The organism is Paenibacillus sp. GCM10027626 (assembly GCF_042676285.1).
GTDB lineage: Bacteria > Bacillota > Bacilli > Paenibacillales > Paenibacillaceae > Paenibacillus_Z.
Genome location: NZ_JBHTHC010000037.1, coordinates 1 through 26314 on the forward strand (window position 1 = coordinate 1; position 26314 = coordinate 26314).

Annotated in this window: 24 protein-coding genes; 5 read left to right on the plus strand and 19 right to left on the minus strand. The window is 49.5% G+C overall.

Annotated elements, in window-relative coordinates:
- The first annotated feature begins 441 nt into the window (after positions 1 to 441).
- Entirely contained in the window at positions 442 to 1353 is a 912-nt protein-coding gene (locus tag ACFQ0N_RS36310) for a TIGR01777 family oxidoreductase (protein WP_379335052.1), read from the plus strand.
- Positions 1354 to 1357: 4 nt separating this feature from the next.
- Here ACFQ0N_RS36310 and ACFQ0N_RS36315 read toward each other — a convergent pair whose 3' ends face one another.
- The 12 genes from ACFQ0N_RS36315 to ACFQ0N_RS36370 all read right to left on the minus strand — a co-directional run bounded on the left by ACFQ0N_RS36315 (position 1358) and on the right by ACFQ0N_RS36370 (position 14261).
- Entirely contained in the window at positions 1358 to 2899 is a 1542-nt protein-coding gene (locus ACFQ0N_RS36315; RefSeq protein WP_379335054.1) for a DUF6382 and FHA domain-containing protein, read from the minus strand.
- Positions 2900 to 2929: 30 nt separating this feature from the next.
- Positions 2930 to 3442, minus strand: a complete 513-nt coding sequence (locus ACFQ0N_RS36320) for a prepilin peptidase (RefSeq protein WP_379335056.1) — start codon at positions 3440 to 3442, stop codon at positions 2930 to 2932.
- 13 nt (positions 3443 to 3455) lie between these two features.
- Positions 3456 to 4415 carry a TadE/TadG family type IV pilus assembly protein gene (locus ACFQ0N_RS36325; protein WP_379335058.1) on the minus strand — a complete coding sequence of 320 codons (960 nt, stop codon included), beginning with the start codon at positions 4413 to 4415 and terminating at the stop codon, positions 3456 to 3458.
- Positions 4378 to 6597: a hypothetical protein gene (locus ACFQ0N_RS36330; protein WP_379335060.1), complete on the minus strand. Its 2220-nt coding sequence runs from the start codon at positions 6595 to 6597 to the stop codon at positions 4378 to 4380. The genes ACFQ0N_RS36325 and ACFQ0N_RS36330 overlap by 38 nt, the downstream gene beginning before the upstream one ends.
- Entirely contained in the window at positions 6594 to 7325 is a 732-nt protein-coding gene (locus ACFQ0N_RS36335; protein ID WP_379335062.1) for a TadE/TadG family type IV pilus assembly protein, read from the minus strand. Before ACFQ0N_RS36335 ends, ACFQ0N_RS36330 begins: the two co-directional genes overlap by 4 nt.
- The gene (locus ACFQ0N_RS36340) at positions 7297 to 7482 is read right to left on the minus strand and encodes a Flp1 family type IVb pilin (protein ID WP_379335064.1); all 186 of its coding nucleotides are present in this window, start codon (positions 7480 to 7482) and stop codon (positions 7297 to 7299) included. The genes ACFQ0N_RS36335 and ACFQ0N_RS36340 overlap by 29 nt, the downstream gene beginning before the upstream one ends.
- A 69-nt stretch (positions 7483 to 7551) precedes the next feature.
- Positions 7552 to 8451 (minus strand): type II secretion system F family protein, encoded by a 900-nt coding sequence (locus tag ACFQ0N_RS36345; protein ID WP_379335066.1) that lies wholly within the window; start codon positions 8449 to 8451, stop codon positions 7552 to 7554.
- A 21-nt stretch (positions 8452 to 8472) separates the two neighbouring features.
- The gene (locus ACFQ0N_RS36350) at positions 8473 to 9291 is read right to left on the minus strand and encodes a type II secretion system F family protein (RefSeq protein WP_379335147.1); all 819 of its coding nucleotides are present in this window, start codon (positions 9289 to 9291) and stop codon (positions 8473 to 8475) included.
- Between the two features lie 2 nt (positions 9292 to 9293).
- Positions 9294 to 10532, minus strand: a complete 1239-nt coding sequence (locus ACFQ0N_RS36355) for a TadA family conjugal transfer-associated ATPase (protein ID WP_379335068.1) — start codon at positions 10530 to 10532, stop codon at positions 9294 to 9296.
- Complete coding sequence (locus tag ACFQ0N_RS36360; RefSeq protein ID WP_379335070.1) at positions 10471 to 11661, minus strand: P-loop NTPase family protein; 1191 nt, start codon at positions 11659 to 11661, stop codon at positions 10471 to 10473. The genes ACFQ0N_RS36355 and ACFQ0N_RS36360 overlap by 62 nt, the downstream gene beginning before the upstream one ends.
- 233 nt (positions 11662 to 11894) lie before the next feature.
- Positions 11895 to 12368, minus strand: coding sequence for a nucleoside-diphosphate kinase (gene ndk / locus ACFQ0N_RS36365; RefSeq protein ID WP_379335149.1), 474 nt, complete (start codon positions 12366 to 12368; stop codon positions 11895 to 11897).
- 93 nt (positions 12369 to 12461) lie between these two features.
- Positions 12462 to 14261 (minus strand): M3 family oligoendopeptidase, encoded by a 1800-nt coding sequence (locus ACFQ0N_RS36370; RefSeq protein WP_379335072.1) that lies wholly within the window; start codon positions 14259 to 14261, stop codon positions 12462 to 12464.
- Positions 14262 to 14408: 147 nt separating this feature from the next.
- Between ACFQ0N_RS36370 and ACFQ0N_RS36375 the strand changes: the two genes are divergently transcribed.
- Both ACFQ0N_RS36375 and ACFQ0N_RS36380 read left to right on the plus strand, forming a co-directional pair.
- Entirely contained in the window at positions 14409 to 14603 is a 195-nt protein-coding gene (locus ACFQ0N_RS36375) for a YycC family protein (protein ID WP_379335074.1), read from the plus strand.
- Complete coding sequence (locus ACFQ0N_RS36380) at positions 14600 to 14833, plus strand: hypothetical protein (RefSeq protein ID WP_379335076.1); 234 nt, start codon at positions 14600 to 14602, stop codon at positions 14831 to 14833. Before ACFQ0N_RS36375 ends, ACFQ0N_RS36380 begins: the two co-directional genes overlap by 4 nt.
- 93 nt (positions 14834 to 14926) lie before the next feature.
- Here ACFQ0N_RS36380 and ACFQ0N_RS36385 read toward each other — a convergent pair whose 3' ends face one another.
- The 6 genes from ACFQ0N_RS36385 to rfbH form a co-directional block, all read right to left on the minus strand.
- Positions 14927 to 16009 (minus strand): glycosyltransferase, encoded by a 1083-nt coding sequence (locus tag ACFQ0N_RS36385; RefSeq protein WP_379335078.1) that lies wholly within the window; start codon positions 16007 to 16009, stop codon positions 14927 to 14929.
- Complete coding sequence (locus ACFQ0N_RS36390; RefSeq protein WP_379335080.1) at positions 16006 to 17157, minus strand: glycosyltransferase family 2 protein; 1152 nt, start codon at positions 17155 to 17157, stop codon at positions 16006 to 16008. The genes ACFQ0N_RS36385 and ACFQ0N_RS36390 overlap by 4 nt, the downstream gene beginning before the upstream one ends.
- A 97-nt stretch (positions 17158 to 17254) precedes the next feature.
- Positions 17255 to 19039 carry a thiamine pyrophosphate-binding protein gene (locus ACFQ0N_RS36395; protein WP_379335082.1) on the minus strand — a complete coding sequence of 595 codons (1785 nt, stop codon included), beginning with the start codon at positions 19037 to 19039 and terminating at the stop codon, positions 17255 to 17257.
- Positions 19040 to 19057: 18 nt separating this feature from the next.
- Entirely contained in the window at positions 19058 to 20158 is a 1101-nt protein-coding gene (gene rfbG, locus ACFQ0N_RS36400; RefSeq protein ID WP_379335084.1) for a CDP-glucose 4,6-dehydratase, read from the minus strand.
- A 6-nt stretch (positions 20159 to 20164) separates the two neighbouring features.
- The gene (gene rfbF, locus ACFQ0N_RS36405) at positions 20165 to 20944 is read right to left on the minus strand and encodes a glucose-1-phosphate cytidylyltransferase (RefSeq protein WP_379335086.1); all 780 of its coding nucleotides are present in this window, start codon (positions 20942 to 20944) and stop codon (positions 20165 to 20167) included.
- Entirely contained in the window at positions 20941 to 22266 is a 1326-nt protein-coding gene (gene rfbH, locus ACFQ0N_RS36410) for a lipopolysaccharide biosynthesis protein RfbH (protein ID WP_379335088.1), read from the minus strand. Before rfbH ends, rfbF begins: the two co-directional genes overlap by 4 nt.
- Before the next feature lie 213 nt (positions 22267 to 22479).
- Here rfbH and ACFQ0N_RS36415 point away from each other — a divergent pair, with 213 nt between their 5' ends.
- Both ACFQ0N_RS36415 and ACFQ0N_RS36420 read left to right on the plus strand, forming a co-directional pair.
- Positions 22480 to 23958 carry a glycosyltransferase gene (locus ACFQ0N_RS36415; RefSeq protein WP_379335090.1) on the plus strand — a complete coding sequence of 493 codons (1479 nt, stop codon included), beginning with the start codon at positions 22480 to 22482 and terminating at the stop codon, positions 23956 to 23958.
- Between the two features lie 21 nt (positions 23959 to 23979).
- Entirely contained in the window at positions 23980 to 25473 is a 1494-nt protein-coding gene (locus tag ACFQ0N_RS36420; protein ID WP_379335092.1) for a glycosyltransferase, read from the plus strand.
- 74 nt (positions 25474 to 25547) lie between these two features.
- Here the strand turns inward: ACFQ0N_RS36420 and ACFQ0N_RS38315 are convergent, their stop codons facing one another.
- Positions 25548 to 25685, minus strand: coding sequence for an alpha-helical endospore appendage domain-containing protein (locus ACFQ0N_RS38315; protein WP_483874993.1), 138 nt, complete (start codon positions 25683 to 25685; stop codon positions 25548 to 25550).
- Positions 25686 to 26314: the final 629 nt, after the last annotated feature.

The following is a 26314-nucleotide window of genomic DNA, read 5'->3' on the forward strand; positions in this document are numbered from 1 at the left end:
GCGAAGTTAACTTTTGCCGAATTTGATCGGTTATTTGAGCTGGACAAATTACCATCGGAATGGCTAGTTTTGCTTACCAGTTTCTTGAAAATGCGACCCTAAATATTGGATAATCAACAGGCCTGTACTAAATGCAACAATCAGCTCCTCGGATCGTGCTAACCGAAGATGATTGTTGCAGAACGCGCAACATTTTGGGGAATACGGCAGAATCCTGGTTCAAATGTTGTATTCTGTGCAACATTGCGCCTCACTTAGCCTCATCGTCCCTGCCCCGCCACCGTCCGGCAAGGCAATACATAAAGTAAAAATGCCCGGTTGTTGAATCCTGCAGCAGCTGGGTTATTTTTATGTCCGCAGCAGCAAGAGTTCAAACCAGGCAGTAACCCATCAGATATCATTGGCTTTTCCCATTATTAAGTATTCGGGAGGGATGCAAAAATGCATATCGCAGTAACAGGAGGAACCGGCTTTGTCGGCCGCAATCTGATCGAGGCTTTAATACAACGCGGAGACCGTGTAACACTAATTTCACGTTCAGCGGCAAACAAGTCGATACATGCCGGTTTGCAGCATGCAGTAACATGGAAAGAACTGGAGCAGGACCCCAGCATGCTGGAAGGGGTAGATGCAATCGTAAATTTGGCCGGTGAGTCCATTAATCAGCGCTGGACCGCCGCCGCCAAACAACGTATTTTGCAATCGCGGCTGGATGCCGCCGCAAGTATTGCCGCTCTCGTAGACCGGCTGAGGCGAAAACCGGAAGTCGTTATTAATGCTTCCGGCATTTCGATCTATGGCGCTTCAGACAATGCTGCGGTTGATGAGAGCAGCCCGCACCGACTGACTGACTTTCTCGGGACTGTAGTTGAGCAATGGGAAGATGCAGCGGACCGCATTCAGGCTTCGCGATTGATCAAGCTGCGAATCAGCGTAGTGCTGGGCAATAACGGCGGCGCCTTCCCATTAATGGCGCTCCCTTATCGCTTATTTGCCGGAGGCAGGGTCGGCAGCGGACGCCAGTGGTTATCATGGATTCATATCGAGGATATCGTTTGTCTTATTATGTTTTGTATAGATAACAAAGACATTCAAGGTCCGGTCAATGCCAGTTCGCCTGAGCCTGTCACTAATGAAGAATTCGGAAAAACGATCGGAAAAGCTATGGGACGTCCACACTGGATACCGGTTCCAGCATTTGCTATGAAGCTATTATTTGGCGAAATGTCCGTCTTACTGTTGGAAGGACAACAGGCCTTGCCTAATCAAGCTGTGAAGCATGGCTTTCATTTTCTTTATCCCACTCTTGCCGCAGCGGCTAAGGATCTGGTTGGATCACCTGCCAAATCATAGCCCGTTACCCTGCCCGGAAAGCATATTTCGGACCATTCTCCCCTGCAAGCTGAACAATATCTCCATTTTGCAACCGGTATTGCTTGTAGGGGATCATCGCTTCTCCATTGAGTGAGCTGCCATTCCGCGAGCCTATATCCTTAGCCAGCCATTCCTTGTTTTCATATAACAGCTCCAGATGGGCGCGCGAAACGCCGGAAGCATGATCTACATATTGCGCGCTATCCTCAGAACGCCCGATTACAAATAGTTTGCCATTCATCTCAATCCGCTCATGCTTGCCCTTTTCTTCCCTTTCGAGCCATGGCGTCGCATTGCCATCCATTTCCGGCCTTATGCTTGTACTGTCCGTTGAATCTGCAAGCAAGACTGTGGCATCATCGGCAGGCGGCGGAACCGCTTCCTCCCTTGATTTCCCGGCAGCAACAATTGGAGCTCCTCCTTTCTCCTCAAATCCGCTATAGTGATGATGATACACAGCAAAACGCGGCTCAGACTGCCGCTCCCTTTCCACTCCTTCACCTTGCAACGGCACTCCTTGCACGATCTCGGCATTGCTCTCCTGCACCTGTTCCGCCAGATCGGCTAATTTGGCCTTTTTCCAAAACAGAAGCAGCGCGGCAGTCGCAAGCAATGTAAGTCCTGCACTAATAAGCAGCATATGGTCTGCTGTATGCTCCATATATGTAAAACGCCAAATAACTGCCACCGCAATCACGTATCCTAACAGTAAATAAATAGACTTGCGCTCCACCGGCCGCTTTTGCGCCATTAATGGACTATCTCTTAATTCCTCCATCAGGAGCTGCGACATTGCCTCTTCGCCTGGTCGGTAACCGTCATTCATGAATGAGTCCAGCAATGAAGAACGCGACTCGTCTAATAGCGGCTTAGGAACAGGAGGTCGCGCTTCATCCGCATTGGTCTGTTTGTACAACTGCGCAGCACTGCTTTCAGCACTGTTTTCGGCACTTCTCCCGCTAAGGCCCACTAGTGTTTGACGTAGCTGCTCCCATGGGTTCTCCTTCCCATGCAGCTGGCGAATAATCGTTTGCAGGCCCCTGCCGTCCGGAGTGTCTACATAGCTTATCCACTGCACGATCAAATTTTGCAAAGCAGAGGCCACATTCTCTCTGCCATGCAGCTCTTTATTATGCAAGGGTAAATAAGTTAGTGAAATATCCTCAATTCTCTCCCCGATATAAATCGTTTGCTCTTGCAAAATAAATCCTTCCGGCTGCAGCATATAATGTTTGCAGGCATGCAAGATTTCAACAACAGCCAGCAGTAGAGCATAAAAATCAGTCATCTTCAGCGGATTTGTCCGCAGCCAGCTGGATAGCATCCGCCTGCCGGCCAGATGATAGTAAAACCGCACATTCCCGTCAATATCAAGCCATTCTACTGGCAGCAGACCTGTAATTTGTTGAGCTTGAAGCATATGAAGTTCAATTTCATCCAGCTCAGAGCGCATTATCCCTTCTTCTTGCTCGATCACCATCTCATGCCCACGGCGGACAGCAAAATCGATTCGCAGAGCTCTCATGCCTTTCCCCCCTTCATCAAGATGGATGAATTAGCTGCCGGCCATCATCCACACTGTAACAGCCCCAGGCACGGCAGCAATCATAAAAGGAAACTTCAGCCCGGATAATGACAGCTGCTTCATTTGCCCCAATTTATCGCTCCACCTTGAAGGTATAAACAGCATCAGCATCCAGGAGATAAAACGCCGGGCAAACCTGCCTCTCATCGCCAGCAGCGCTAGCCCTACTGCTCCGGCATATAAAATGGCATACATCAGCATCTCTAAAATCCAGGCCGCTCCCATCCACGCTCCTAAAGCGGCAAAAAGCTTAACATCTCCAGCCCCAATGCCTCCCAGCATATAAACAATCAGCAGCGGCCCCGCTCCTGCAATCGCGCCCAGCAGCGCCTGGCCTCCTCCAGCTATACCGTCTATTGCCAGATGATAGAGCAGACCCGCCAGCAAAGCTGGGAGCGTCAGCTTATTCGGTATAAGCATCGTTCGCAAATCTGTGATTAAAGCATAAGCGAGTATAACAGCCGCACATACTGTCGTCAGCATCCGTTAAACCTCCTTACTTTTCGGCAAGCTTCTCCACTACAAAATGTCTTCCGACTGAAGCTCCGTTTTCAGCAGTAATTAGCAGCTCCCATATTCCAGGCGTTGTGTTGCCGGATACGAGCCAGCTCCATTCCGCGTAGCCATGCTCGTCAGCAACCGTTTCTCCCAAATGCTTGGCTTTGCTCGTCCCGCTTTTGTACTGAACAGCCAGTGATACTTTCTGTCCTGGTGTTGTCCGCAGCACCAGGATGGCCTTCCTGCCTGGCCGAAGCGGATCGGGAACAAGCGATACAATCTGCAGCGGAGTTCCATCCCCCTGCTCTAGTCCCCCGCCTCGCTTCGCGGGTACCGTATCCTCCAGCCATACACGTTCTTCTGCCTGCTCGCGAAGCAGAATCTCCGACCGCGTAAAGGGCAGCGCAAGCGGAAACGTATATTCTACTTCTATCCGCACATAAGCATCGCTGTGCCCCGGCAAATCCGGGAGCGTTAGCCTGTGCAGCTTGAGCCGCTCCGGATCGAGCACCTGATCGTCGGCAGAACGACGCAGCAGCGGCTCCAATACGACACGCCCCGCTTCCGCTGCCGTTATACTGCCAATCTCCTGCCAATCCCCTTGAAGCGCAGCTGCGAAAAGCGGACCGGCCGGCTCAGGCATCCATCGTTCAAGCGCTTCTGCTATAGCATCAACTCCAGGCAGAGGCAGCGACGATGCATTAGAAACTCCACTCTTATGCACCTTGCCTGCCGCAAGCGCCACGGGGTACATATGTGATGCAGTTTGCCGAACTACTTGGGAAGCGGCGCCATGCAGTGCCATTTGTACAGTCGTTAAGCGAATCATCGAAATAAAAAAGATGATGACAAGCATTACAATCGGCAATATTAATGCCGCTTCTACTACAATGCTTCCTGCTTCCCTTCGCCAACGGCGGCTAGCTGTATGACAATCCGATTGTTCTTGTCGCCTCATAACGATTGCCGGTCACCTTCCCGCTTAATAATCCGAAGCCGGCCGCCGCACGAATAAGGCCTGGTACAAACCAAAGCTTAATTGAAGCGGTCACTTCGGCACTTAAACCAGTCTCTACAGCAGTCAGATTCATACCGGTATTATGCTCAATGACCGCAATGATCCGCGATATGCGCTGGCTGCCGCCGCTGCCGTGCAGCAATAGAAACAAACGAAGATATTCCTGATAAGTAATGTTGATCTTTGCATATTTGGAAAGCGGCGTTGATCCTGTATGTACCAGAGACAGCAAATCTGCCAGCGCCTGTTCCAGCCCGTATACCAGCGCCCCGGCCAATATAAGCAATGGATGGCCCATTTTTTGGCATTCGATGAGCCCTTCCATCGTGCGAATCGCCAGTCGTACAGCGAATAACTCTCCGTAGGCAGCCGCAATATTGGCAGAGGGCGAGTGAAAGCCGTATAAGATATACTCAGCCTCCTGATTATTTAGACTAAGCGCATGGCTAAATTCGGCACTATCTTTATTTTGCAGGACAGCTCCCAGTTTTCGCGGATCAAACGTTGTGAAGCGCTGAATTACATATTCATTTGTATATAGCCGGTCGCGGGCTCCTGCAAGCATGTCCGCCATGCCATCAAACATCTTTCCCATCGAGGCTATCGCTTCGCCCGCGGCATCTCCCGGTTCTTCAGCATTGTCAGTCCGCTGTGCGGCTTCATCAGACAGCTGATTAAACCTCAAGTTATCCGTAAAGCGGTTCTGCACAGCGTCAAACATCTGCTGATGCTCCTCTAGCTGCGGGATACTCGTAATATTATGCAGTATTGCCCGCACTTCGCCCCATTTGGATTTCGCCTTTTTCTCCTGCCGCTTGCGCTCCTCATCATGGCTAATACGCGCTTCCCTCTCCTGCACACGCCTGCCTATGACTGTCCCATTATTGGCATATTGCCGGTCATACTGCTCATAAGCGATGCGCAGCTGCGCTGCGCGCTGAACAAGCAGCGCCTCGGAGCCGTACCCGCCTAGCGCAGCATTAATGCCATTCTGGAATCCTGCCGCCTCGGAGCTGTAGGAAGCTGTATCTTTCACTTGAGCCTGCCATTCCTCGCTGTATGTGGCAAACCACCCTGCAGGCAGCAACAGCTGTTCCGCCGACTGAGCTGCTTGCCGAATTTGCGCGGCATCATCTGCCGACAATGCATCCGGACTGCCTCCCGGTATATTCTGGCCGCTGACCCGGTCAAAGCCTCCTCCCGCCTGTTCGGATCTCAGCTCATGAATGATCTCCCTCATCTGCTCGTTATACATCTCCGCCCGTTCCAGCTCTGCCGCAATTTTTGCCTCCAGCTCACGATGGCGCTGTAAGGCGCCTTCAGCGCTTCTTTGCAGTTCGGATGATATTTTTCGGGCAGACTGTTCATAGTTAAAGATTAGCTGACTATAGAGAGGCTGCTCATCCTTGCCGGGATTGGCGTCATGGGCAACCCATTCCCTATATGCCGCATAGCCTCCGGCGATTGAGGCCGCACTCTCCCCCGACATCGCATCCTGCACACGAAACGGAATAAGCGCCGCCGATTTGCCCGTCGCCTTAGCCGCCTCCTGCTGCCAGCCCAGCACCTTGCTAAGGCTTTGCTCGCGCTTGTCATATACTTTGCGGATTTTTTCCAGCGTATTGACAGCTGCAGACGCTTCCTTCATCGCCGATGCGACGGGTGCAAACTTCGCTGCCACCTCAATCGTGAAATCAATCGGCGCCTTATACTTCATTTCCTCTAGCACCTGACGCATAAATACATCATGCCACCCAAGCGTCTCGTAAGGCTGTACATGAGAATGCTCGTAGTTCATCCGCACAATACTGAAAGCCTGATCAGCATCCGCCGATCTCCGCTTGTCATGCACAGCTTGCTTGAATAGCTCATTGCGATCCGATCCTCCCGCGCCAAACAACGCATAACGACTGTATAATTCGCCATCGAAGGCGGATAATGCCGAACGAAGCCCGGAGTATGCAGACAGCTCAACCTGCTTCTGGAGAGCTGCGATCCTGGCATAATCGATCAACATGGATACAAATAAAAATATTGCGGCCGTTGAAACGGTCAAGTAAATAGATACCGCTCCCTCATCATTGAACATCAGCCTTGTTATCCCGCCGCGCCTAAGCCTCATCCCGCTCCCTCTCCCTTCGGATTGGAGACTTGCTGTTTATTCAGGATCTCTGCTGCCCGCTTGCGATATTTCTTTGCTCCGTTACCCATCTGCTTGAGCTTAGCGCTGTAGTAGCGGACAAGATCGACATTGCGAATAAACTCTGCAGGATCAACTACGACAGCCCTGCTGCCCGTTTCCAGCTTGCCTCCCTGTCCCAACGCCTCCAGCGAACGTACGGACAATGGGTTCTGCAGCTCAACCGCCACTTCTTTCATAAAAAAGCCGAATGAATATTTCATGCTCCCTTCATAAGAAGCTGGAATTCGCGCGGCAATTTGCCTCATCTTGCGCGCTGCCAGTGCATCGTCAGCCGGATCATGGCCTGCCGAGCCAATTGGAATCGTGAAACGCTGCTCCTTGTCCTCCTGATCAAAAAATAATGATTGTATAGCACCGTCACTACTCAAACGCCAATAAAGACTGTCATATTTGCCAAGCGGCGCCATAGCGCTGTGGGCATCGCGATAGCTGTTGTCCCAACGAAATGCGGTCCGTTCTGCAGCAACAGCCGCAACATAATAAAGCGTCGTTTTTTGGTACATGTACATGCCGAACAGCAGCATGAGCAGCAGAACAATGAACAAGAGCGGAAATACTAGCGAGGCTTCGATCGTGAAGCTGCCCTCCTCCCCCTTTAGCGGCCAGCGATCAAGAGATTTATTTAAAAATTTTATCCGCTTGTTCATCCGCTTTGCCCATCAATCTTTTTAACAGCGTCAAAATCCAATCCTTGAATAAAATCGCCAAAATAATGATGACAGCGATAATTAAAATAATTTCCAAAGTTCCGATTCCTTCCTCGGCCTTCCAAAGCTGACGCACAGGCTTCATCCAATTTTTCATCGCAAACCGCTCCTCCATTGCTTATTTTTTTGACTATTAGGACCCGCTGCATAATAAACACCGGCTGCGTTAGCCGGCCATCAAAAGCATTGCAGGCGACGCTACTACAACCATCAAAACAATAAATATGCCAACCAGCGGAAAGACCAGCTTCGAAGAAGCTTCTTCCCCCCGGGTCCGGGCAATCGCCTTCCGTTTTTCCCATAATGTATAAACCAGCTCCTTCAGTGAAAGTGCCAGCTTATCACCGCCTCTACGGTAATTCAGCAGCAATGTTGTCGTAAACAAGGACACCTCCTGCACGGCACAGCGCCGGCTGAAGCTTTCAATCGCCGCTGCAAACGACTCGCCGTTGCGCAGTGCTTCATTCATTCGGCGCATTTCCACCACCAATGGGTGAGGAGTACTGTTTGGATCCGCAGGATCAGCCCCCTCTGTTTGCGTCATACAGCGGATAAGCGCCCGTTGCACGGTTTCACCCGCGCCCAGCAGCAGAAGCAGCTTGCTGAGCAAATCTGGAAGCAGCAACAAAATATCTTGCTTGCGCCGCTCCACCTTTCGGCTTACCTCCCGCAAACGCGCCAGCGGAACGATAATTCCGATAAGTACGCCCATATACAGCACCCCATTTTCGCCGCTTAGCAGAGAAAGAAGGCCTCCTCCCCATAAAGCCGCATAGCCATAACCCACCGCTGTTGAAATATATTGTCTTGTAGCTTCAATGGACCAGGACGAGCCGTTTAGTATCAACAGCTTGCCATGAATCTCCGCCAGAAAGGGCTGCAGCTTATCCCACACCTTCCCGCGCTCCAGCAAGTAACGAAACGGCAAAGTGATCCAGCGCCATTCCTCCGCTCGCTGCCGCATATCCCTCCCGCCATGAGACTGTACCGCGTTCGCTTGCCGCGAGCACGATACTGCCGCCGCTACCCATATTGCTGTTAGTACAACACTCGCAACAATTGCCATAGGCCGCTCACCCTTCACCCCCTAGACTCGAATATTCATCACTTTATGCATCAGCCAGTAACAGCCGGCCAATAAAATCAGCGCCGCTGTAAGCACCAGATATCCGATGCCGCTGCTATATAACGGTTCCATATAGTCAGGGGCGCTAAGACCCAGAAAGGCTAAAAATACAAAAGGCACAGCCATCATAATACGAGCCTCGAACCGCTTCTGTGCAAGCAGCACCGCAATCTCCTGCTGTACATCGAGCTTTTCTCCTATTGTTTGTGAAGTTCGTCTAATCACCTCCACCAAATCTCCGCCCGTTCTTTTGCAAGTGACAAATACATCAACAAATTGTGTAATCTCCTCTACGGAAGCTCTTCTGCCGAAATCAGTCAGCGACTGCTCCAGCGATTCCCCGTACGACAGGCGTGTGCGGATAATCTCCAGCTCAAGCAATATAGCCGTGCGCGGGTCCGGATAAAGCAGTTGCAAATCATCCAATGCAGCTGCGAAGGCGTTCTCTACCGAGCGGCCCGCTGCCAGCGATGAAGTGATGGAGTGCAGCGCCTCCTTAAATTGAAGAGTAAGCGACAGGCGCTGCCGTTTGATTAATGAAGCGCGATAGAGTCTCGGCGTTATCATACCGCCCAAGGCAAGCACCATCGCTGCCGCGAGTGAATGATAGAAAAGATAACTTGCAGTGAACAAAATGACATAGCCAAAAGCAAAGGCAAGCATAAACTGGCGCTGTGTCAACAGGCAGGAAGTATAGTGCGGCAATGCAGCCGTTTGTCTGGCTTCCAGCTGCCGCGGCGGATAGCCGAGCCATTCCAGCAAAGCTGCGCGGGAACTCATTTTCACGAGGCTTCCTCCTCCTCAGCCAAGCTTATGCCGGCCATTTGCAGCTTCCATTTTCGCGTCAGCTCATTGCCCGTTGAACGCAAACTGCCCAGCACACGCCCTTCCTCCTCCCCCCATTCTTCGAACTGGTATAATGGAGTAAGTACAATTACCCCTTCGACAACCCCCTGCATCGCTGCAATCTCCGTCACGCGGCGCGATCTGTCCCTCAGCCTCGATAAATGAACGACGATATCAATCGCCGAGCCGATCTGCTGCCGCACGACGACGACAGGCAAATCGGCGGCACTAAGCACCATCGTTTCCAATCTGGCCATCATATCTCGGGCACTGTTTCCATGGCCGGTAGAAAGACTGCCGTCATGACCGGTATTCATCGCCTGCAGCATATCGAGCGCCTCCGCCCCGCGGACTTCCCCTACAATAATTCTGCTTGGCCGCATCCGCAGCGAAGCGCGGATCAGGCTGCGGATAGTAATCTCGCCTTTCCCCTCCGTATTTGCATTCCGCGTTTCCAGTGAAACCAGATTGGGGATAGAGCGTATTTGCAGTTCTGCCGAATCCTCGATTGTTACGAGCCGTTCATCCTGCGGTATGAATTGCGACAATGCGTTCAGAAACGTCGTCTTGCCTGAGCCGGTACCGCCGCTAATAAAGATATTGTATTTTGCCTCGACAAGCCGTCGCAGCAAATGAGCGGCCTCCTGAGACAACGCTCCGCGCGCAATCAGATCCTCCATCAGCAACGGCTTGACCGGAAATTTGCGAATTGTCATCGCAGGTCCCTTCAGCGCTATTGGCGGTAGGACAATATGAACGCGGGAACCATCCAGCAGCCTGGCGTCAACAATCGGCATTGATTCATTGACCACCCTGTTGACGCTGGCAACGATCGCCTGAATCAGATCCTCCAGCCGCTCTCGATTTTCGAAGGCCAGCTCGAGCTTGCTCATTCGGCCTGTGCGCTCAACAAAAATCTCGTCATGGCTGTTCACCATAATTTCTGTCACCGTATCGTCTTCGAGCAGCGGCTGTAAAATATCCAATCCGCGGAAAGCATGATACAGCCGCCTCACCAGCTTAACCTTCTCGCCGGCTGTCAGCGGATGTTCAAGGCTCCATTGGAACACTTTCTGCTCGATGCAAGTCATAAAGTCTTCGTCGGACATGGCGCTATCTAAATCCAGCTGCTCGCGAATGCTCGCCTTGAGCTGCTGCACAAGCTTCTCCTGCAACCGTCATTCCCTCCTTCTCCCTGCCCGTTAACCGGCAGAGCAATCCATTCAGCAGCCCCTTATAAGCCGCCAGCCCGCCTTCTCCTTGCTCTCCTCTGCCATCGGCCAATTCCGCCACAAAAGGTATTGCCCCGTCTATCCGGATACTTTTGCCGCCAAGTTTCATTCCGTCAACATTCGCTGTAAACATGGCGATAAAGCGAAATTTCCGCCATTGCTCCTTAAACGCTTCTCCCTGTTTCTTCTCCCAAGAATCCATTGCTAATGCTGTTTTAAGCAAGGTCACCGAGTCGCGGGACAACAGCCACAGGATTTGATCAGCTGCAGCAAGCACCGCCTCGTGCACATCGTCTGTCCCGCAATCCATATCAACGATAACGAGGTCATATAATCCGGATTGTGCAATTGCGGCAACAAGCTGCCGGGCATCGCTCCCCGTCATCGCCAGGCGCTCCTCTGTATTCCGGCAAGGGGCAATATAGTCCAGCTTCAACTCCGTATGCCGTCTGCGCAGCTTGGCGAGCATTTTTGCAGCTTTATCAGGATGGGCCTGAATCGTGTACAGCAGCTGGGAGAAATCCTCGCCGCCTCCTTCCCCGCACCACAGCGCTGAAGCGTTCCATCTCTCCAAATTCAAATAAAATACGCGGCGCTCCATCCACCCGGCTTGTCTGGCTAGCTGCAAGGCAAGTGCAGATTTGCCGATTCCCCCTGCAGCCGAATACACCCCGATCACCTGCGCTTTCCCTTTACTTCGATAGGCAGCAAGCCCCCCGCCATCTGCATTAGCCGTAAACGCCGCAGCCAGTTCGTGCAGCAGTTGAGGCAACGGCTGAAATTGCTGCACCTCAATCCACCCCCTCTCCATTGCGGTTCGAGCTCCTGGAGCAAGCAGCGCTACAATCGGGAGCTGTGCCGGAACAGTATTGTCCAGTTCCTCCAAAATCGCAGGCTGGGCGGCTAGCAAGTCAACAGGATAGCCAGCCTTCATAAATTGGCGCAATGCGCTTACCTGGGTAAATGCTGTCAGCTGCCACTGCTTGCCGAAGGCCACTGACTGAATATAATCCGCAAGACGAGTAATGTATGACGCTTCCTTAACCGCTACAATTAACTGCAGCTTATGCATTGTTACCATCCTCCCGGTCGCTCGCATCCATGCGAAGAAACGGCTGACGCCGTCCTTGGCGCCAGGCAAGTTTCTTCCCCTGAAATTTTATAGAATTTATCGAGTGAACTTATAAATTCTATAAAATCAACAAAAAAGCACCGCAAACCACGCAACAATCGTTGCACAGTTTACGGTGCTTCCGTAATCTTTGTCCACAATTTACCATACCCTGCCTCGAACGTCAAGCCCATTTAATGCAATGTCTGAATTTCAGTAGCAAGACGCTCTTGCCGGAAAGGCGGCTGCACTATACTTGGCATCAGCTCCGAGCCAAAAAATAGAGCAATCTCGCGCGCGGCGCTTTCCGGCGAATCCGAGCCATGAACAATATTAGCGGACACGTCCATGGCGAAATCGCCGCGAATTGTACCGGGCGGCGCTTCGGCCGGATTCGTTTTGCCGATCAATGATCTGGCGTTGGCAATGGCATGATCGCCTTTCCACACCATTGCGCACACTTGGCCGGATGTCAAATAGTCGACCAATTCCCCAAAAAACGGCTTATCGCGAAGCTCGCCATAATGCTGTTCAGCCATTGAACGTTCTATCTCCATCAAACGAATAGTCTGCAGCGCAAACCCTTTTTGTTCAAAACGGGCGATGACGGCTCCGATCACTCCGCGCCGGACACCGTCAGGCTTAACCATAACAAACGTGCGTTCCATCATCAAAAAAATGCTCCCTTCAGAATGAAACCATAAGCTGGCATAGTCTAATCTTTGCCCACTTATGGTATTCTCCATTCCTGTACGGGTTCATTATTTATCAGTCATCTGCAAAAAGACCTCGACATCCTCTGCCATTAACGCTACAGCACCGCGCCAAAACTCCGGTTCATCCAGCCGCACGCCCAAATGCTTTTCCGCCAACTCCTCGACAGTCATTATGCCTGTATCCCGCAGCAGCGCATCATAACGTTCGGAAAAACCCGCCCCCTCCCGTTTGGCAATCGCATAAATGCCGCTGCTGAACAAAAAGCCGAACGTATACGGGAAATTATAGAACGGCACATCCGTCAAATAAAAGTGAAGCTTGGATGCCCAGAAATGGGGGTGAATATCCCCAAGCACCCCGCAAAACGCCTCTCGCTGCGCCTCCTCCATCAGCTTGCACAATTGCTCATGATCGACCATGCCGTTTCTCCGCTGCTCATAGAAGCGCCGCTCGAACAAATAGCGGGCATGAATATTCATAAAAAAGGCAGTGGAACGCTGCAGCTTATCTTCCAGCAGCACCAGCCTTTCCTGCGGATCGGCTGCCGCCACCATAGCTGAATCGGACACGATCAATTCGGCGAATGTAGAAGCTGTCTCCGCCACGTTCATGGCATACTCCTGGGCAAAAGGCGGCATTCCGTCCATTACATGCTGATGATAAGCATGGCCGAGCTCATGAGCAAGCGTCGACACATTCGATGCCGTTCCAGAATAGGTCATAAAGATTCGCGTTTGATTGCTAAGCGGAAACGCTGTGCAAAACCCGCCGGGGCGCTTGCCCGGGCGATCTTCCGCTTCAATCCAGCCATCCCGGAAGGCAACAGCTGAAAAATCGGCCAGCTTCGCGCTGAACCTCCGGAACTGCTCCATAATAAACGCAGCGCCTTCGCTGTAGGGGACAGTGCTGGCTGCCGTGCCAATCGGCGCCTCTACGTCGTGCCAATCGAGCTTCTCCACTCCAAGCAGCTGCGCTTTCCGCTCCAAATAGCGGACAAGCGCCGGCTTGCCCTCCTCAACCGCCTTCCACATCGCCGCCAGCGTAGCTTCACTCATGCGGTTCATCTGCAGCGGTTCTTTCATTACCGATGGCCAGCCGCGCTTTTCATACCATTTGAGCCGGAAGCCTGCCAGCCGATTCAACACTTCCGCACACAGCTCGGCTTGCTCGCCCCATTCCCGCTCCCATTCGGCAAAAGCAGCCGCGCGCACCTCACGGTTGCCGTCAGATAGCTTATTATGCATCTGCCCTGCCGACAGCAGCTGCTCTGTACCATCTTCCGCTGTCCAGCGAAACCGCGTCCGCGATACAATCGTGTTATAAAAATCTCCCCACCCATGGTAGCCGTCAACAGCCAATTCGCCCGCCAGCGCCTCCATTGCCGGAGCCAGCTTCTCCTTTGCCGTCGCGCGGCGTTCGCGCAGCACGAAGGCAACAGGGCTGGCCTCTTCAGTTTGCAGCCATTCTTCCCAAGCCCCGTCCGCCGCCTGCATAAGCTGTTCATCAAATAAGGTCAGGGCGCTATTGAACTTGGCCGCTATCGTCTTCACCTTGTCATTTAGTTCAATCGCCGCCGTATCCTTCATCTGCTGGGCCAGTAAGCAGGAAACAAACGACTCCGTCTGCCGCAAACGAATGAGCACGGATTGAATTTGCGCCGTCCATGAACTTAGCTCCTCCTTTGAAGGTGCATCTTGTACCGAAGAAGCCTGCTTCAATTGCTTTGTTACCGCATCAATATCCGTTTCCATTCCGGCAAGCTCGGACGCAAAGGCCGCTGATTTTGATCCGCCGGCGTAAAGGCTATCCAAATTCCATCGTTCCGGGTATACGGTTTGTTCCATATGTATCCATCCTCCATTTACGCTTTGTTGCCAAATAATAAAACGCAGTGTATAACTAAATTATACGTGAACTCGTCCGTCCATTGCCAACTGCGGCTATAATTCGAGCTTAAGCTCTGCTAATTTTATATAAAAGGAGTGCACCGCATGTCCAGACCACTGCAAATTTCACCGGAAACAGCAATCAAGCTGTCCAAGGAATTGAACATTCCGCTTGAGCAATTAATGCATATGCCACAACACATTTTACTGCAAAAGCTGGCCCAGTTGTCAGCCGGTGACGATAATGCCGCCAAACAAGAAGAAGACCGTACTTCCGGCTCAAAGGAGGAACAGTCTTGATCCCTTTCGAACGCGCATGGCCCTATGATATCCAAATGAAAGATGTCTATGTTCCTTCCTGCCCTTTTTGCGGGCAAGATCATGTTCTGCTGCCGCTTAAACCGAAGGAAATCCCGGAAATTAAAGACGGCAAAAAACGTCTGTTAGTGTTTCCTTGCTGTCACAACAAAGTAACGCTCATCGATGCCGATCAGGACTATTTGCTGACCGATACGAAGCTTAGAGGGTAAAACATGCCAATCAGCCGGCTGACAGCGTTTTTCTCGCTTTCGGCCGTCGCTACGCATCTTGGTATGCTTATTCAAAGATCATTAGTTTTACATTTACTTCGTACGTTCAGCGAATAGTTTCTGGAAATATTCTTTATTATACAGCATGCTTGGATGCTGAGGATGATAGGACAAAGCTCTCTCGTTATGCTCATTCGCTTTCTCATATTGCCCTAGTCGATCATAACAAAGGCACAACTGCAAATGCGGCAACCACGTATAAAAATACGGATTATCCATGCCCATGTTACTACTGTCCGGCTTGTAGTTTGTTGCTTCTGTATACCAGTAAATTGCTGATTGATATTGATTATCCTCCAAAAAATAGTTTCCCATCGTGCAGCAAAATTCCGCTCTTGGCTTATCATATAACAAAGTCAGGCATATAGATTCGATCTGCTTATCCTTGTTACCTAGCTTTACATAACAATCCCCCATCTTCAAACACGCCTGGATATTGTCTTCAATCCAACCTTGCTTGCCGTCCAGGAATTGTTCGTAATACAGGATAGCTTTTCTATAGTGAGCATGATCGCGCAGTTCATTAGCAAAATAGTATAAATCCCTTGGTGTAAACGGTTTTCCCTCCTGCTCCCGTTTAAGATAAATTTGCAAGTTACGGTCGGTATACACTTTGTCTTTACTGTGCGTAATGCCGATCTCGCTACTCTGAATATTCCCGTAGACAGCCAAGAATTCATGAACTACACCAATCCATTGGAAGTTGCGATCTCTTCGAACCAGGCGGTTCCGCTTCAAGCGGGAAGTCACATTGCCCGCCTCGTCAACAGCAAGATTATAATGCATGCTCACGCTATCCACATCGAGGGATAGCTTTTTCTTTAATTGAATAAATAGCAGCCGGTCTTTCTCTTTAATAAAATCGTCCGCATCCAGCCATAATATATACTTTTTTGTTGCTTTGCTAAAAGCATAGTTGCGCGCGGCAGCGAAATCATCAATCCATTCGAAATCGAAAACTCGATCCGTAAATTGCGCTGCAATCTCCTTCGTTCGATCAGAGGAGCCTGTATCCACAATGTTAATCTCGTCAGCGATTCCTTTAACGGATGACAAACATTTTGCGAGTGATTTCTCTTCATTCTTAACAATCATGCATAAACTAATCGTGATCAATGTATCCGCTCCCCCTTGTGGCGTGTTGGCATTTTAAATCCAGCCGCTCTTCTAAGTAAGAAGGTATCATCGATGATGTCAACTTTATCCTGATCATCTTCCAGCGTGAATTTCAAGCTGCACAGCTTTTTAATGAACTTACTAGTAAACACTTGACCTTGCTCTTGCCAAATGACATACGGCTCTGTTGCTTGCGCAAACGCATAACGGTATGGAGCTTCTTCATCTTTCTGATCAGGAAAGATAAATACATGTGGAGTATAGTTCTTGGCGATCTCGACCGTATTGTCGGTTGATCCCAAATCAACAATAATGATTTCATCTACCTCGTCAAGAATCGATTCCAATGAGCGACAAAGCATCATCTCGGCATCCTTCGTAATCATACACAGGCTTACCTTCATCAGTGGCTTATAAATAAGCTGATGAATGTCCTTCCCCCACTTCTCCGATGCCCGATGGCGATTTTGCTGCAATAATATGCCCAGATTGGTGCCCTGTAAATGATTCATTGTCGCATGACCAATATGGTGAATATAGGAATCATAGACCACTCTTAGCAGATATCCGCTGCGCAAAGCTCGCAAACAAAGATCATCGTCTTCGAAATTGCCCAGACCGAACACTTCATCAAAACACCCAATTTCATCTAGAACGGATCGCTTGACTAATAAACAAAAACCGACCAAACGTCTTACATCCGTATAACAGCCTGCGTTCTCTTCGCAGTGTCGCCTTGCGAACGAGTCTAGTCCGCTCAAATCAGAGTAAGTTACTGGGATCTGCTGATGGCCACTCGTATAGTTCGTAACAGGTCCGACCATTCCTACTCTCTCATTTTCATACAGAACGGTCAGCATATTTTCCAGCCAATGCTCCGTTACGATCGTATCGTTATTTAGAAAAAGAATCGTCTCCCCCTTTGCTAGTTCGATTCCCTGATTGCAACCTTTGGCAAAACCAAGATTTTCATGATTTACATGAACGATGACATCGGGTTGTGCGTTCAAATAATCAACCGTACCGTCCGTCGATCCATTATCGATAACAATAAGTTCATAATCCTGGGTATGCTCGCGAATGCTTTGCAAACATTTGTAAGTTAAAGGAAGCTGATTATGGGTCAATATTATGATGCTGGTTGTCACTATATCACCTCATTTTTAGTTAGGCTCCAAGCTGCGAACAGACGCTTGCGCCCAAAACTCACTTCATCACAAAGGCCTATTTTCAGCACCGAACCTCTCATTCCACCCCGTCTTTTGTTGGCGCAAGTGGTTGTATAATCATGGCGGCGTGTAATTGTTCCTCTGAGAGGAATGGGAACATATCTTCAATCGGCCTGCCCACAACGAGCTTGGGATTCACTGTTGTCTGAACTTGCAAATTGACTTCCACAAAATAACATCCTTTCGCTTGCAAAGCGATATCGATCTTGGCTGCTGCCTCTTCATTCGTTTCAATTTTTGTGGCTGGAATCCCATAGGCCGCCGCTATGTTTACCAAATCCGGACAACCGTAACCTTGAACCGTGGACTGCTGCCGACCATCAAAATATAAATCCTGAAATTGTCGCACCATGCCCAAATTATGATTATTCATTACGAAAATTTTGATTGGAAGCCCGTGCTGAACAATCGTATGAAACTCTTGTATATTCACCTGGATGCCACCATCACCTGCGACGACAATAACCTGCCGTTCCGGAGCTGACATCGCTGCACCTATTGCTGCTGGGAGTGCGAATCCCATCGCTCCCATGCCACCAGCATTCAAGAGACGCTGACCTTCCCGAAGCCGAAACGATTGGCTAGCCCACATCTGATGTTGACCTACATCCAGTACAATAATGTCGCCTTCGCTGCTGTACGACGATAATAGCTCCATAAAGCCATTCGGATCGATATGCTCTGGATTCGAAGTCGTTCCCCCGCTTGGATAGCTGTCCTTATAACGCTGAATGACTTCGTACCATGGAGAATAATCAGCAGCGGCCAATAGGGTGAGCGCCTTATTCATATCGCGGAGAAATTGCTTTACATCGGCATGAATCGTTAAGTCCGCATGTACCTTGCCGTATCGCCCTACCTCCTCGACATCCACATGAATCTTCTTTGCCGCTCTTGCGAACGTTTCCGGCCGTGTCCCCGTCTGACGCGTATCGAGCCGCGAGCCCAGAATAAGCAGGAAATCACAGTTGGCCAAAGCAAGATTACTGAACCTATTTCCGTAGGAGCCAATTAGTCCCGTGCTCATCGGGTGCGCCCAAGGCAGCGTATCGAGCCCCATTAATGAGCTTACAACCGGTATGCGTGTATGCGCGACCAACTCGTGCAGCTCCTTTACCGCATCCGCGGCTCGGACACCGCCTCCGACGAGAATAATCGGTCTCTCCGAGTTTTCGAGCAGTCGAATCACTTCCGCGATGTCTCTAGCCGCACAAGGCTTAGCAAAATCTGTATAGCCGTGAAATTCCTCGCTGTCGAAGAAGCTGTCCAGCGTATCCGGCTCGATCTGAGCACGTTGAATATTCATAGGGATATCCAATAATACTGGACCGGGACGCCCGTGCTGCGCAATAAATACAGATTTCTCCAAGCTATAGCGGATTTGCTCTGCATCCGTAATCATTTCCGCAAATTTCACAATCGGCTTTACGATGCTTACGATGTCGGTTTCCTGAAAACCAATTTGCCGAACGGGCCTATCAAATTTGTATTCATACGTATTCACCTGCCCTGTAATGAACAGGCATGGAACCGAATCGAAATAGCAGCTGCCGACACCCGTCAGCATATTAAGCGCCCCGGGTCCGCTCGTACCCATTGCAACGCCAAGCCTGCCATTGATCCGACTGTATCCTTCCGCAGCGAATGCCGCCGCCTGCTCGTGATGAACAGATACAGAGTCGATATCCTTTCTGTCATAGGTGGAGTCAAGCAAATGAACGATAGCTCCTCCTGTCAGCTCGAATATATGAGCCACTCCCTGCTTTCTAATGAAATCGATCACATAGTCAGATAGTTTCACATTTATCCCCCTCTACGGCTAGTAATCCCGAGATGCCTGTGCAATGGTATATGCCTTCAATTGCTGCAAGCATACAGATTTCATATCCTCTTCCTTCTGGTAGGCCTTAAACCACTCCACTGTTTTTTCGAGCGCCTGCTCCACGTTCCATACCGGCTGCCAGCCTAGAGCATGCCTTGCTTTCGAGCTGTCCAGCCCGAGATTGTCCGTTTCGTGGGGATGCTCTCCTGTTGCCAGCTCATAGAAGTCATCATTTCCATACATCTTCCCGATCTTTTTCACCAGCCATTCAACACTCTTCGCGCCGTCGTCCATGGGCCCGAAATTCCATGCTTCCGCAACTTCCGCTCCACGCTCCACCATCCTTTGCACGAGCAGCAAATAGCCTTGCAACGGTTCAAGCACATGCTGCCATGGCCGTGTTGCTGCTGGGTTGCGTATAAGCAACTTTCTTCCCGCAAGTATGGCCCGTACACAATCCGGAACAATTCGATCCTTCGCCCCATCTCCTCCGCCGATCACATTGCCGGCTCTTGCCGTGGCGATACTGACACCGTGAGAATCATAGTCCTTCCTGTTAAAATAGCTGTTCCGATACGATGCTGTTACGAACTCAGCACATGCTTTACTGCTGGAGTAAGGGTCATACCCACCCAGTTTGTCAATTTCGCGATATCCCCATAACCATTCTTGATTCTCGTAGCATTTATCCGACGTAACATTAAGCACCGCTTTAATCGGTGTTCCGACAGCTGCAGCGGTTCTGACCGCTTCGAGCAGAAGAACGGTCCCGAGGACATTCACCTCATAAGTTTGGACAGGATTCAGGTAAGAATATCGAACTAGCGGTTGAGCGGCCATATGGATGATAACTTCAGGCTGCACCTCTAGAACGGTATGAAGCAGAGCTTCGCGCTCCCTGATATCCGCTATGACGGAGCGAATCGAATGCTTAAGTCCGCTCAAAGCAAATAAATTCGGCTCGCCGGAAGGAAGCAGCGCATAACCCGTCACATCAGCTCCCAACGTTTGAAGCCATAAAGCAAGCCAGGTTCCTTTGAATCCGGTATGCCCTGTAATCAAGACTTTTCTATTCGACCAGAATGAAGTGTTTCCCATCGCCTCTCATCCGTTCCTTTTCCAAGGGGCTTCGCCCGTTTTCCAAAGCTCCTCCAAATAGTTTTTGTCCCGAAGTGTATCCATAGGATGCCAAAAGCCTCTGTGCCTGTAAGCCATCAACTGACCCGATTTGGCCAATGATTCCAGCGGCTCTTTCTCCCAAGCCGTTGAATCCCCTTCAACAAAGGCAAACACCTCCGGCTGCAAAACAAAAAAACCGCTGTTGACCCAACCGCCATCACCTGGGGGTTTTTCTTTGAAGCCAAGCACCTGATGATCGTCTATAATCTGCAAAGCCCCAAACCTCCCAATCGGCTGTGTTGCCGTTATCGTCGCCCATTTCCCGTGGGAAATATGAAATTCGAGCAGCTTACCGATATCCAAATCAGCAAGCCCATCGCCATAAGTGAGCATGAATGGTTCCTCATCCAAGTATTTCTGAATTCTCTTCAATCTCCCGCCTGTCATCGTATCTTGACCTGTATCCACTAAAGTCACTTTCCAGGGGTCTAGATACCGATTATGGATGATGACCTCATTCGATTTACTGCCGAAATCGAATGTCACATCCGAACCGAACATATAATAATGAGCAAAATACTCCTTAATCACATTTCCCTTATATCCCAAGCAAATGATAAATTCGTGAAATCCGTAGTTCGAAAAAATATTCATAATATGCCACAAGATCGGTTTGTCACCAATCTCTATCATCGGTTTCGGCTTCAAATGCGTTTCCTCGCTAATCCTCGTTCCGTAACCCCCTGCCAAGATGACCACTTTCATGATAGACAACTCCCCTTTAAAAGCTTATGAAGCACATTAGAGACATGTTGCAGCATTTCTTCGGTAAGTCCTGGATACACACCAATCCAAAAGGTTTGGTTCATAATCCGATCCGTATTATGCAGCTCGCCAACGATCCGGCAGTTCATGTTAAGGTAAGCCGGTTGACGCAACAAGTTCCCTGCGAATAACAACCGGGTACCGATACGATTTTGCTCCAACGCCTGAACTAGCTCGCTACGGGATAAAGGCGCCTCTTCACGTAAAGTAATCGGAAAACCGAACCAGCTCGGATCGCTTCCTTCGGTAGCCTCGGGTAATATGAGCATATCCTCCAAAGGTTCCAACACCTTTTTCAGAAAAGCGAAGTTTTGCTTTCGTTTGGCAATGAACCCTGGCAGCTTTTTCAATTGTGCGACTCCAATCGCCGCTTGCATGTCCGTAACCTTTAAGTTGTAGCCAATATGGCTGTACGTATATTTATGATCGTAGCCCTCCGGGAGATCCCCAAGCTTCCAATCGAATCGTTTGCCGCAAGTGTTATCTTTTCCGGGCTCACACCAGCAATCTCTTCCCCAATCGCGGAATGATTCAACAATTTTCTTCAGTCTCGGAGAAGAGGTCAACACAGCTCCCCCCTCGCCCATCGTAATATGATGCGCCGGATAGAAGCTGACGGTCGCCAAATCCCCGAATGATCCAACCGGTTTCCCGTTATACATGGTACCAACGGCATCGCATGTATCTTCTATCAACCACAAGCCAAGCGTATCTGCGATCCGTTTAACTTCATCGAGACGAAATGAATTGCCAAGCGTATGCGCGATGACAATGGCCTTGGTTTTACTGCTAATCGCTGCTTCTAGAAGCGTCGTATCCAAATTGTACGTAGGAATGTGCACATCCAAAAAAACCGGTATCAAACCATATTGAAGAATCGGATTCACCGTTGTAGGAAATCCGGCAGCTACCGTAATGACCTCATCTCCAGGCCTGAGCCGACGTTCGCCAAGCTGGGGAGAAGTAAGCGAAGCCAAGGCCAGCAGATTGCTACTAGAGCCCGAATTCGTCAGCAGCGCATACCTCGAACCCATAAGCTTGGCGAACTCGCGCTCGAACTGCCGCGCATAATGGTCGGCAGTTAAGCAGAAGTCAAGGGAAGCATCAACTAAATGCGTGACCTCTTCATGATCGAATACCTTTCCACTGACGGGAACGTAATCTACACCAGGCTGAAATGATTTCTTTCCCCATTTTTCCGCATGAAAAGCTGCCGATAACTGCAAAATTTGTTCTCTAAGCATATGCTCAGATAGTGTCATCGTTGCAGAACCTCCTACCTTGCTGCTTTGAACTGATCAGCCCACGTCATCACAGGCAATTTCATAATTAAAGATATATGCTAATATTTGATAATCTTTAACCTTTTTTTTGAGAACAAGGATACATATTTGGGATTACGCCTGATATGATGGATATAAGGGTTACAAAAACGTTCAAAGCTTTTCATGATATGAAGAAAGGAGCGCTGAACGATGTTCATCACACCTGAACTGGCCGCTCGATTTCAGCAGTTCGGGAGCCATACGTATGTTCAAAGCGGCGGCATCATCGATTCCCCTGAACGAATGGCTGTGGGACACCATGTTTTTATTCGCCGTCCCTACAAGCTCTATGTTACAGCCAATGCTAACAAATCCCCTGCCATCGTGATCGGGGACGGCTGCCAGATTAACCCCGGGTTGACGATCACCGCCAAGAACAGTGTTACACTGGACCGCAACGTACTTATTGGTCCCTACGTTTATATCAGTGACCAGATCAATTTGGACGTACATCCTGTAGCAGGGGTTCCTATTCCTAATCAGTATGTCTCGGCCCATGAAGGCCGGGCTCATATTTGTGAAGGTGCTTGGATTGGTGCGAATGCCATAGTGCTGGGCGATGTACGCATTGGCTTCGGCAGTGTGGTAAGACCGAATAGCGTTGTCTTGGACGATGTGCCGGACTATTGCGTCGTAGCGGGGAATCCGGCTGTTATCGTGGAAACATATGAAGTGTCTTTAGGCAGTTGGGTCCCTGTCTCGGGGGAGACGCAAGCGCAGGAAATCCTCGCCGCTCGCCGCCGTCATCCGCTGTTATCCATATGTATTCCGACGTATAATCGCGCACCGCATCTCGATAACTGCTTGCAATCGATCTACTCGCAAATCGGGAATAATGAATTAATTGAAGTTATCGTGTCGGATAATGCCTCTACCGATGAGACAGCCGAAGTTGCCTACCGCTATGCTTCGTGCTATTCCAATATGAAGGTTGTACGCAACGACGAGAACATCGGCGCTGATCCCAATATATTTCAGGTTATGAATCTCGCCCAAGGCAAATTTATTAAATTGCAGGGTGATGATGATTTCTATGTAGACGGCACCTTGCTGCCACTGCTTCATGTTCTGCACAGCCATGGAGATTGCGGAATCATTCAAATCTTCGTCAGAAATGGCGACGGAAGGATATGGACGGATGCCGGTATGAGCGCATACCTGGATGCAACATCCATCTATGCCACCTTCATCACCTCCATCATTATGCGTCGTATGGATCTTAACCAGATTGAAGAGCCGGCATTGTTTCTCCACTCCTCGTTCAATCAGCTTTACCTTCAATATGCGATTCTGGAGCAGAATCCGCTATTCTGTATCATGAACTGCAGCATGTTCACATATGCAGGTATTTCTTCGGATGATTATAATTTTGGCGAGGTAGTTTTTCGCAGCTACCAATCTATTCTTCGACATTTCCTAGGTAGGGGATTGACGCTTGATGACATCCGCAAAGAGAAAAGACGAACTCTCTATGAGTATGCGATCCCGTGGTTCAGGCGAATTATCGGGACGAAGATGATCGCGAATACGGATCATTTCGAGGATATTTATACGGAGCATTATCAAGATGAGCCTTATTATGAAGAAGCATTGGCCATCATCTCTTCCATTCGACAACTGCAGCCTTAATTCTCAGAGAGGGGAAATAACATGTCGGTATCCATAGATGCGCAAACCGCTTCTACCTTCTATAGTTATGGGAAGAATTCAAGTCTTGAAGTTGGCGGACAGTTCTACCACCCCGAAGAAATATCGATTGGCAGCGATGTATCGATACGCCGGAATTATTGGTTAAATATTATCTCTCCAGGAGTGGAACGGAAACCGAAAATAATTATTGGCGACGGCTGCAGGTGCGATGAAGGCCTAATTATATCTGCTCTAAACCAGATTGTACTTGAACAGGGCGTAATCATCGGGCCTCGTGTGTTTATATCGGACACCGACCATGAATATCGGCAAGTAGGAAAACCGGTCACAGCACAAGGACTGATCGAAGCAAGAGGCGAGGTTTTTATCGGGGAACGCGTTCGTATTGGCACAGGGTCCGTCATTTCAGGTAATATTCGGATAGGCCGAGACAGTATCGTACAGCCAGGCAGCGTGGTTGAGCATGATGTCCCGGAGCAGTGTGTGGTCGGCGGCGCGCCCGCTCGTATCATGCAGATTTATGAGCCGGCACTGGACAAATGGGTCGATGTAGGCAGCAAGCCCCCTCACAACGAAATGTTAATGATACCGAGGCAACAGCGTCCTCCCCTACTCTCTATTTGCATCCCAACCTATAACCGCGCGTCCGATTTAGACTGCTGTCTGAACTCAATATTGTCCCAATTAACAAAAGATTTACCCGTGGAGGTTATTGTCTCAGATAATGCTTCTACTGACGAGTCACCGCAGGTTATTAGCCGTTATGCCGCTCTCTACCCTTGCTTGAAGTATTCTCGTAATAGCGAGAATATAGGCGCTGACCGGAACATTTACCACGTAATGCGCCAAGCTCAAGGAACGTTCATCAAGCTGCAGGGTGATGACGACTATTGCCTGGAGGGTACGCTGATTCCGCTTATCGAGGTCGTAAACAACCATCGTGATTGTGGAATTATTCATATTCATGTTCATAACAATGATCGCCAAGTGTATACAGGTGAAGGTGCGTCAGCGTTTCTGAATGCATCGTCCATCATGTCAACCTTTATTTCAGGCATGATTGTGCGCAAGGAGGATTTGGACCAGGTTGAGGAGCCGACTAAATTTATCGACTCCTGCTTTAACCAAGCATATTTGCAATATGCGATATTAATGAACAACCCCAAGTTTTGTGTCGTGAATTGGAGCATGTTCAGGTTTGGAAATAACCAGCCGAGCGGTTACAATTTCGGTGAAGTCGTATTTCGCAGCTACCAGTCGATTCTAACGTTTTTTATCGGAAAGGGACTAACAGAGGACGATGTTCGCGCGGAGAGAAGACGGTCGCTCTTCCATTATATTCTCCCTTGGTACAGAGGAATTATGACCTATCGTTACCAGACCGATACAGAACGGTTCGAAGAGATTTTCAGCGAGCACTATCAGGATGAGCCCTATCATGAAGCAGTCTTGAGTGAAATTCGAGCCCTAAAAGCCACTAGAGCAAATTCGTAACGGCCTTTACTAAATAAACAGAGCCGTTGTTAATCTCTTTGAGACGTTCATTGTACCCGCCGATATTGTAAACCTCATCGCTTCGCAGATAATAATGGCTGATTTATCGCCAATTGAATACCAAGCGCGGGAGGGAACGTGCCGATAGCGACCTGCATTTTCTCGGCTTCCGCGTTAATAATATGACTGAGTCCCAGCTCCTCTAGCGCAATGGAAGCACTGCGCTATTTTGACAAATGAAAGTGAAGCAGATCACCTATAGTCAGAGAAAGAATAGCGGTCTGCGAAAGCTGCTCTGTTGAATCAGAATCTCCATCCCAAAATGCTCCTTTCCCTCCCGAACTATTTGAATTGCAAAAAGCCCCAAATTCCCGAGTGCCGTACTAACACTCCCCGTTGTAACCATCATCCGTCCCTTTTTCTAAGAGTTACAGTATATCCTATTCGGAGACAGATATTTTGCTATCATCTGGCTAAAAGAAGGGACAGGGAGAGAGGAGATGGACAGCTTAGACAAGAACATTCCAGAAGTGTCTGTCATCATCCCTGCTGGCGACGAATCCTCATCGATTATACAGACGATCCATTGCTGTAAATATTGATATTATGCAAATTGGGTTGATATTTGCCAATTGCTTATGAAAATCATGTACAACACGAACGATGGTTGAAAGCCCACACCATTAATGAAAAAAAGCATACCCTGCATTATACGACCAAAAAGGATCCATTCCTTCGCAATGGGAAATACTCTGAACCTAAACTGCGATCAGCGTTTATGCGAATATTCGGATTCTGGTGGATCTTCGAATGGTGAACTTCGGCCAAGTCGTTGAAAATC

Coding starts and splice junctions, on each gene's coding strand:
- ACFQ0N_RS36310 (WP_379335052.1), top strand. CDS start 442: ATGCATATCGCAGTAACAGGAGGAACCGGCTTTGTCGGCCGCAATCTG.
- ACFQ0N_RS36315 (WP_379335054.1), bottom strand. CDS start 2,899: ATGAGAGCTCTGCGAATCGATTTTGCTGTCCGCCGTGGGCATGAGATG.
- ACFQ0N_RS36320 (WP_379335056.1), bottom strand. CDS start 3,442: ATGCTGACGACAGTATGTGCGGCTGTTATACTCGCTTATGCTTTAATC.
- ACFQ0N_RS36325 (WP_379335058.1), bottom strand. CDS start 4,415: ATGAGGCGACAAGAACAATCGGATTGTCATACAGCTAGCCGCCGTTGG.
- ACFQ0N_RS36330 (WP_379335060.1), bottom strand. CDS start 6,597: ATGAGGCTTAGGCGCGGCGGGATAACAAGGCTGATGTTCAATGATGAG.
- ACFQ0N_RS36335 (WP_379335062.1), bottom strand. CDS start 7,325: ATGAACAAGCGGATAAAATTTTTAAATAAATCTCTTGATCGCTGGCCG.
- ACFQ0N_RS36340 (WP_379335064.1), bottom strand. CDS start 7,482: ATGAAAAATTGGATGAAGCCTGTGCGTCAGCTTTGGAAGGCCGAGGAA.
- ACFQ0N_RS36345 (WP_379335066.1), bottom strand. CDS start 8,451: ATGGCAATTGTTGCGAGTGTTGTACTAACAGCAATATGGGTAGCGGCG.
- ACFQ0N_RS36350 (WP_379335147.1), bottom strand. CDS start 9,291: ATGAGTTCCCGCGCAGCTTTGCTGGAATGGCTCGGCTATCCGCCGCGG.
- ACFQ0N_RS36360 (WP_379335070.1), bottom strand. CDS start 11,661: ATGCATAAGCTGCAGTTAATTGTAGCGGTTAAGGAAGCGTCATACATT.
- ndk (WP_379335149.1), bottom strand. CDS start 12,368: ATGGAACGCACGTTTGTTATGGTTAAGCCTGACGGTGTCCGGCGCGGA.
- ACFQ0N_RS36370 (WP_379335072.1), bottom strand. CDS start 14,261: ATGGAACAAACCGTATACCCGGAACGATGGAATTTGGATAGCCTTTAC.
- ACFQ0N_RS36375 (WP_379335074.1), top strand. CDS start 14,409: ATGTCCAGACCACTGCAAATTTCACCGGAAACAGCAATCAAGCTGTCC.
- rfbG (WP_379335084.1), bottom strand. CDS start 20,158: ATGGGAAACACTTCATTCTGGTCGAATAGAAAAGTCTTGATTACAGGG.
- rfbF (WP_379335086.1), bottom strand. CDS start 20,944: ATGAAAGTGGTCATCTTGGCAGGGGGTTACGGAACGAGGATTAGCGAG.
- rfbH (WP_379335088.1), bottom strand. CDS start 22,266: ATGACACTATCTGAGCATATGCTTAGAGAACAAATTTTGCAGTTATCG.
- ACFQ0N_RS36415 (WP_379335090.1), top strand. CDS start 22,480: ATGTTCATCACACCTGAACTGGCCGCTCGATTTCAGCAGTTCGGGAGC.
- ACFQ0N_RS36420 (WP_379335092.1), top strand. CDS start 23,980: ATGTCGGTATCCATAGATGCGCAAACCGCTTCTACCTTCTATAGTTAT.